This is a genomic window from Candidatus Culexarchaeum yellowstonense, assembly GCF_024707025.1.
GTDB lineage: Archaea > Thermoproteota > Methanomethylicia > Culexarchaeales > Culexarchaeaceae > Culexarchaeum.
The window spans coordinates 1-5,592 of sequence record NZ_JANGFQ010000121.1; the positions used below are offsets into that span (position 1 = coordinate 1).

The following is a 5,592-nucleotide window of genomic DNA, read 5'->3' on the forward strand; positions in this document are numbered from 1 at the left end:
TAGGTAGAAGAAAAGGGAAACAGTGGGAAATGATAGCTGAACATGTGATAATAGCCTTAACAGTTGTGGTTGTGGCACATATAATTGGAGATTACATATCCATGATATTCTCAGGTGGAGAATAACGGGTTGAAACTGAAAATAGACCTACACGTACACACAAACCATTCAGATGGAAATGGAAGCGTAAAGGAAGTTCTCATGGCAGCCTATAAGAGGGGGTTAAATGGAATAGCCATAACAGACCATGAAACCACAAAGGGGTTCTTCGAAGCTAAAGATTACGCTAAGAAGCTAAAGCTAATAGTTATACCTGGATTCGAATTGAAGACAGATGCTGGACACATACTAGCCCTAGGGGTTAAATGGAATCCATGGGGGAAGAGACGTGCAATATATGAGGATGCTGTGGAGTGGCTTCGAAGTGAAGGGGGAATATCGATAATAGCCCATCCAGCCACAAAAATCCATGGAATTAATAGGTGGATTAATGGGAAGCCGGATGCCATTGAAGCCATAAACTCCAATTACCCATCAAAATTCATTCTTAGAAGAGGATTGAAAATGGCATTAAGGGTGAATGTGCCAATGACTGCTGGAAGCGATGCACACCAACCAGAATGCATTGGAAACGCATATACAATAATAGATGCTGAGGGGGAGGGTGTTGAAGAAATTCTGGAAGCCATAAGAGTGGGGAGGGTGAAGATTACTGGGAGACTATCAAGCATTAGGAGTAGAATTTCAATAGCATTCAAACAAATCCTATACCGCGATGGGGGAATGGAATCATAAATGATTGGGGTTTGGGCATAAACTTTGAATTGGACATTCACTGCAACTCTTAGATTTACAATATTCAATATATAGCCTAACAAGCTGAGACTCATATCTACGCATGATGTCATCACTTAACCCAAGTTTTGAAGCCATAATCTTAGCGTAGCTTGAAGGTTTTGGGTCTGCTTTAACCCAAATCCCCCTAAGCTCCCTCAGGAAAATGTTCACAGCCACAGGTCCAAAGCCCCTAAACTCCATGAGCTTCTCCTCCAAATCCATTGAATCCAATGCATATTCATGTATCCTATCAACATCCCCATCATACCTTTCCATGAGCATCCTCATATTCTCAAGTATGTTTGTGGCCGTGGAGAAATCGTATCTAACGTATCCACCTGAATCTAAAACCTCCACAATCCTATCCCAACCAGCACTCATTATGCTATTTGGATCAGTCAAACCCTCAGCCACAAACCTCCTAAAAGTTTCACTGGCAATCTTCGATGATATCCTCTTGGCATATAGCATTGATGCAATGAACCACTTAAACCTATCACTTTTAACCCTCAAATTCAATCCAAGCTCCCGACTATAGGAGGGGATCTTGCTTAAAGCCTCCTCCAAAATTAGCACCTCGAAATTATCTTCAACTCCCTAGTTAAACCGGATTCCGCAGCGATATTATTCAATTCATTGTATACGTTTAAGTGTATTGGTATTCCAATTTTGAGTCTAGTCTGCATTGTCAACCAAGCCTTCTCACCTGGAATCCAAACCCTATCAGCCTTTGGATGTTTTGGTAGAGATTTAATTTCATTGATGTACTGCTCAATTCTGGATAGGAATTCACTTCTGGGCATTATTGATTCGATGTCTATGGCTGCAAAGGCATGACCAACATTTGCAGGTCTACTACCAATGGTGTATCCAACGTGAATACCCCAAGCAGCTCCAGATAGAACCCCACAGATTATGTCTACAATGAAGGCTAATCCTGAACCCTTATGGCCACCATAATCTTCGCCCAAACCACCCAGTGGGAGTATTGAAGCTTTATACCCCCTAATCAATTCGAGAACTTTTTTAGCATCCCCTGAAAGCATATTCCCCTCCAAATCTATAACCCAACCTTCAGGGATGCTTTTACCAAGCTTAGAGTACATTTCAATCTTGCCAACAGGAATTATTGATGTAGCTGCATCGAAGAGTATTGGTGGGGGGTGCGGTGTTGGAATAGCTATGGCAATGGGGTTTGTACCCAGAAATCTTCCAAGGGAATTAACGTATGAAACAAGCTTATCAGAATTCGTTGAGGAGAAACCTATAAATCCAGCATCAAGGATCTTCAAAGCATAGTACCCTGCAATCCCATAATGATTACTATTCTTTGCGAGTATTAGGCTTAAACCATAATCCCTAACCCTCTCCAAAGCAAACTCCACACACCTAACGCCCACAACTTGACCCAAACCATTATCACCATCAACAACGCCAATAGCACCCCTACCATGAAATGATATTTTAGGCTTAACATTAACGTTACCACACTTTATCCCACCAATATACCTTGAAACCCTCTGAACACCATGACTTGAAATCCCAAACAAATCTGCAGTTACAAGCACATCAGCAACCACATCAGCATCATTTTCAGGAACGCCATAAGCCCTAAATATGCTTGATACAAAGCTCCTTAAATCATCAGCCCCAACACGTACAAACTCACTTGGAGGTATTGGGGGTTCACGCTCATAAAGTTCAAAAGTCAAAAAACCACCAAATATGAAGTTAATTTCAGGGAATATATTAAATCATCTTTACCATATGAATAAATGCATCTTGGAAATGAAAAAATGTGGGATATTATGTGTATTGGATTCTTCTAAAACCACTTCCACTGTGGAAGCACGTAATCCTCCAATCCAGCCAACTTCACACCGGATATTGCTGCAGCTTCAACTGTTATTGCCCTCAAATCCTCCTTATTGAATTCCTTAATGCTCTTATGCCCTATGGCAGCAGCTATCTGAGCAACCTCCTTAGTCACAGCATGTATGTAATTGGAAATCCATAATGCCCCTTGATCTATCCCCTTACCCCCACCAAACCTCTTCCTAAGCTCTGGATCTTGCGTGCATATACCAACAGCACATTTACCCAATGAACATTGACCACACAATGTGCATCCAGCAGCTATCTCTATGGCTGAAGCTAAAGCTACAGCATCAGCTCCAAGAGCCAATGCCTTAGCGACATCGCCACCATCCCTAAATCCACCCAAAGCTATTAGAGTCACACTATCCCTAACCCCAGCATCCCTCAAAGCCCTATCAGCTGCAGGTATTATGGCTATGGTTGGTAGACCAACATTCTGTATAGCGTGATCTGGACTTGCACCAGTACCACCATACTTACCGTCAACTGCAACGAAATCTATGTCGCATTGGGCAGCCATATAAACATCCTTATAAACCCTCCCAGGTCCAAACTTAATTCCAACAGGCTTCTCATATCCAATAACATCCCTAATTATCCCTATAACCTTCTTGAGTTCCTCTAGGGATCTTATATCCATGTGTCTAGATGGACTTAGACAATCAGTCCCCACAGGGATTCCACGAGTTCTAGCTATCTCCTCAGTAACTTTCTCCCCCAATAGATGTCCACCCATCCCAGGTTTAGCTCCCTGACCATACTTAACCTCTATAATGTCGCTGTTTAATAGGTAGTCTATGCTCACACCCCACCTTCCAGATGCAAATTGAACTGCTAGGTATCCATTGGGCTTTGTATACTGATACTCTGTATATTCTATTTCACCATTATCCTTCACCGTGAAGACCATTCCACCTTCACCAGTATTTGTGGCTGTACCAGTCATGTTAGCTGCCTTTGCACATGCAAGCTTGAATTCCCTACTGGTGGCACCGTAACTCATTGCGGCAATTAAGACTGGAGTCTGCAGTTTCACTGGCTTCTCAACCATCCCACCACCAATGACTACGCTTGTATCAACCTTCTCCCTATACGTATCCACAGGTGCTGGTGGTGCTAGATGTGCTGGAACCAGTAGTAGATCGTCGAAGTGTGGAAGCCTCCCAGAATATCCAAACCCCCTTATAATGTACTTCCCAGTCTCAGCTCTATACCTAATCTCTTCCCAAACCTCCTTATATGGTGTTTCACCATACCTCTTACTGGCTATCTTAGCATATAATGGATGTGTAGACATTCACCCCACCCCCCTCACCCATAGAATGGTCTTAGGGATAATGGAACTATCTTCTTAAACTTCGATGGATCTGCCTTCACATTATACTTGTTGAATAGGTTTGAAAGCTTCTTAATATCATCGTCAGTCAATTCAGCTTCCTTAGCATTATTACCTAAACTCTCATACTTCCCCCCAACATAAATGCAACCCCTAATCATCCAGTCTCCAACAAGCTTACCAGCATCACCAACAATTATTATGTCTCCACCAACCATGTAGAGCCCTATTGAATCACCGGCACAACCATTAACGATTACAGTGGCACCCTTAAGTATCTGTCCAACAGCATCACCAGCATCACCATAAACCACAAGTACACCACCATAAGCATACATGGATGCACCGTAACCCACACAACCCTTAACAATGACTTCACCAGACCAAGCTCCATCAGCAACATAATCGCCAGCATTACCATTAACTGTAATCTTAGCCCCACCATTAAGCATTGCAAGGTAATCTCCAGCATCACCATCAATAACTATATCTCCAGACTTAAGCCCAGCTGCAAGACCATATATGTGACTGGCATTCTTCAAATGAACCCTCAACCCCCTACCAACAGCTTCACGAATCTTTGCATTAACCTCTCTAAGGGAGAGATTTGAGGCATCGATCTCAACTTCGGAAACCGCCACAGAAACCACAGTAATCCCCGAGTGAGCATATTTACCACAATATATATAAGGATTTCGAAATACAAGATGAATGGAAGCCCACACCCTACAGAACTTCCACCAACTGCTTAAATCTTGATGCATCATCAGCCATGTAAACGTTATTGAACATTACGTAGAATTCTGAAGCCCCCTGAACCTTATAATCCATTATCATACTCTTCAACTTTGATAGATCTTCATCCGTATACTTATACCTATAGTTCACTTCGCCCCCACCTATACCGTGAAGTCTAAAGTAAAGTTTATCCTTAACAAGTGCTGGTTTAGCTCTAAATGGATCCACAATGTGAATTACATTCTTAAACCTACCAACCACATCCAATATTCTTTCAGGCTTCTCAAGCCAATCCCCCCTAGGCTCCCAACCTAAAATTATATTTGATGATGAGGCTACTGAGAAGAATTGTATTGCATTATTGTAGTTTTCATCAGTGCAATTGAAGCTTGGTGGAGTTTGTATTACAATGACCTTTGCATCCAAAACTTTAGCCCCCTCCAAAACCATATTCCAAGCTTCAAAAACCTCCTTTGTGGGCTTTAGGAATCCATACCTATCGCTTAGGGATTTATCTGGAACCTGTTTAGCCCTCCTCCAAGTTTGGGAGCTGAGTGGATGCGTAATGGCCTGCCAACACTTCAATGTGAATGTGAAATTGCTTGGAGCTTCAGATCTCAAAGCTTTAAGCCTATCGATGTTTGGTGGATCGTAGAATGTTTCTTGAAGCTCAACAACATCGAATAGGCTATAATACCTCTTCCTTGAAATGCTGAATCCACAACATCCAACATGAACATGCAATACTCCACACCAAAATAATATTATTGTGGGAACGCGAATATTAACTTGTGGATTGGAGC

The 5,592-nt window shown here is 42.2% G+C and carries 6 protein-coding genes; 1 reads left to right on the forward strand and 5 read right to left on the reverse strand.

Annotation, left to right across the window (positions count from 1 at the left end; translation table 11 throughout):
- Nucleotides 1-129: 129 nt before the first annotated feature.
- On the forward strand, nt 130-795 hold the full coding sequence (locus tag MRT15_RS09340) for a CehA/McbA family metallohydrolase (RefSeq protein ID WP_304329820.1): 666 nt from the start codon (nt 130-132) through the stop codon (nt 793-795).
- On the opposite strand, the gene MRT15_RS09345 is transcribed toward MRT15_RS09340, so the two are convergent.
- The 5 genes from MRT15_RS09345 to MRT15_RS09365 form a co-directional block, all read right to left on the reverse strand.
- A complete protein-coding gene (locus MRT15_RS09345; protein ID WP_304329821.1) occupies nt 790-1,404 on the reverse strand; it encodes a hypothetical protein in 615 nt (204 codons plus the stop codon). The genes MRT15_RS09340 and MRT15_RS09345 overlap by 6 nt on opposite strands.
- A gap of 2 nt (nt 1,405-1,406) precedes the next feature.
- Entirely contained in the window at nt 1,407-2,549 is a 1,143-nt protein-coding gene (locus tag MRT15_RS09350) for an Ldh family oxidoreductase (protein WP_304329822.1), read from the reverse strand.
- 113 nt (nt 2,550-2,662) lie between these two features.
- Nucleotides 2,663-4,012, reverse strand: a complete 1,350-nt coding sequence (locus tag MRT15_RS09355; protein ID WP_304329823.1) for an FMN-binding glutamate synthase family protein — start codon at nt 4,010-4,012, stop codon at nt 2,663-2,665.
- A 14-nt stretch (nt 4,013-4,026) separates the two neighbouring features.
- A complete protein-coding gene (locus MRT15_RS09360) occupies nt 4,027-4,701 on the reverse strand; it encodes a hypothetical protein (RefSeq protein ID WP_304329824.1) in 675 nt (224 codons plus the stop codon).
- Nucleotides 4,702-4,777: 76 nt separating this feature from the next.
- The coding region (locus MRT15_RS09365) for a DUF72 domain-containing protein (RefSeq protein ID WP_304329825.1) at nt 4,778-5,592 on the reverse strand (815 nt) is incomplete at its 5' end.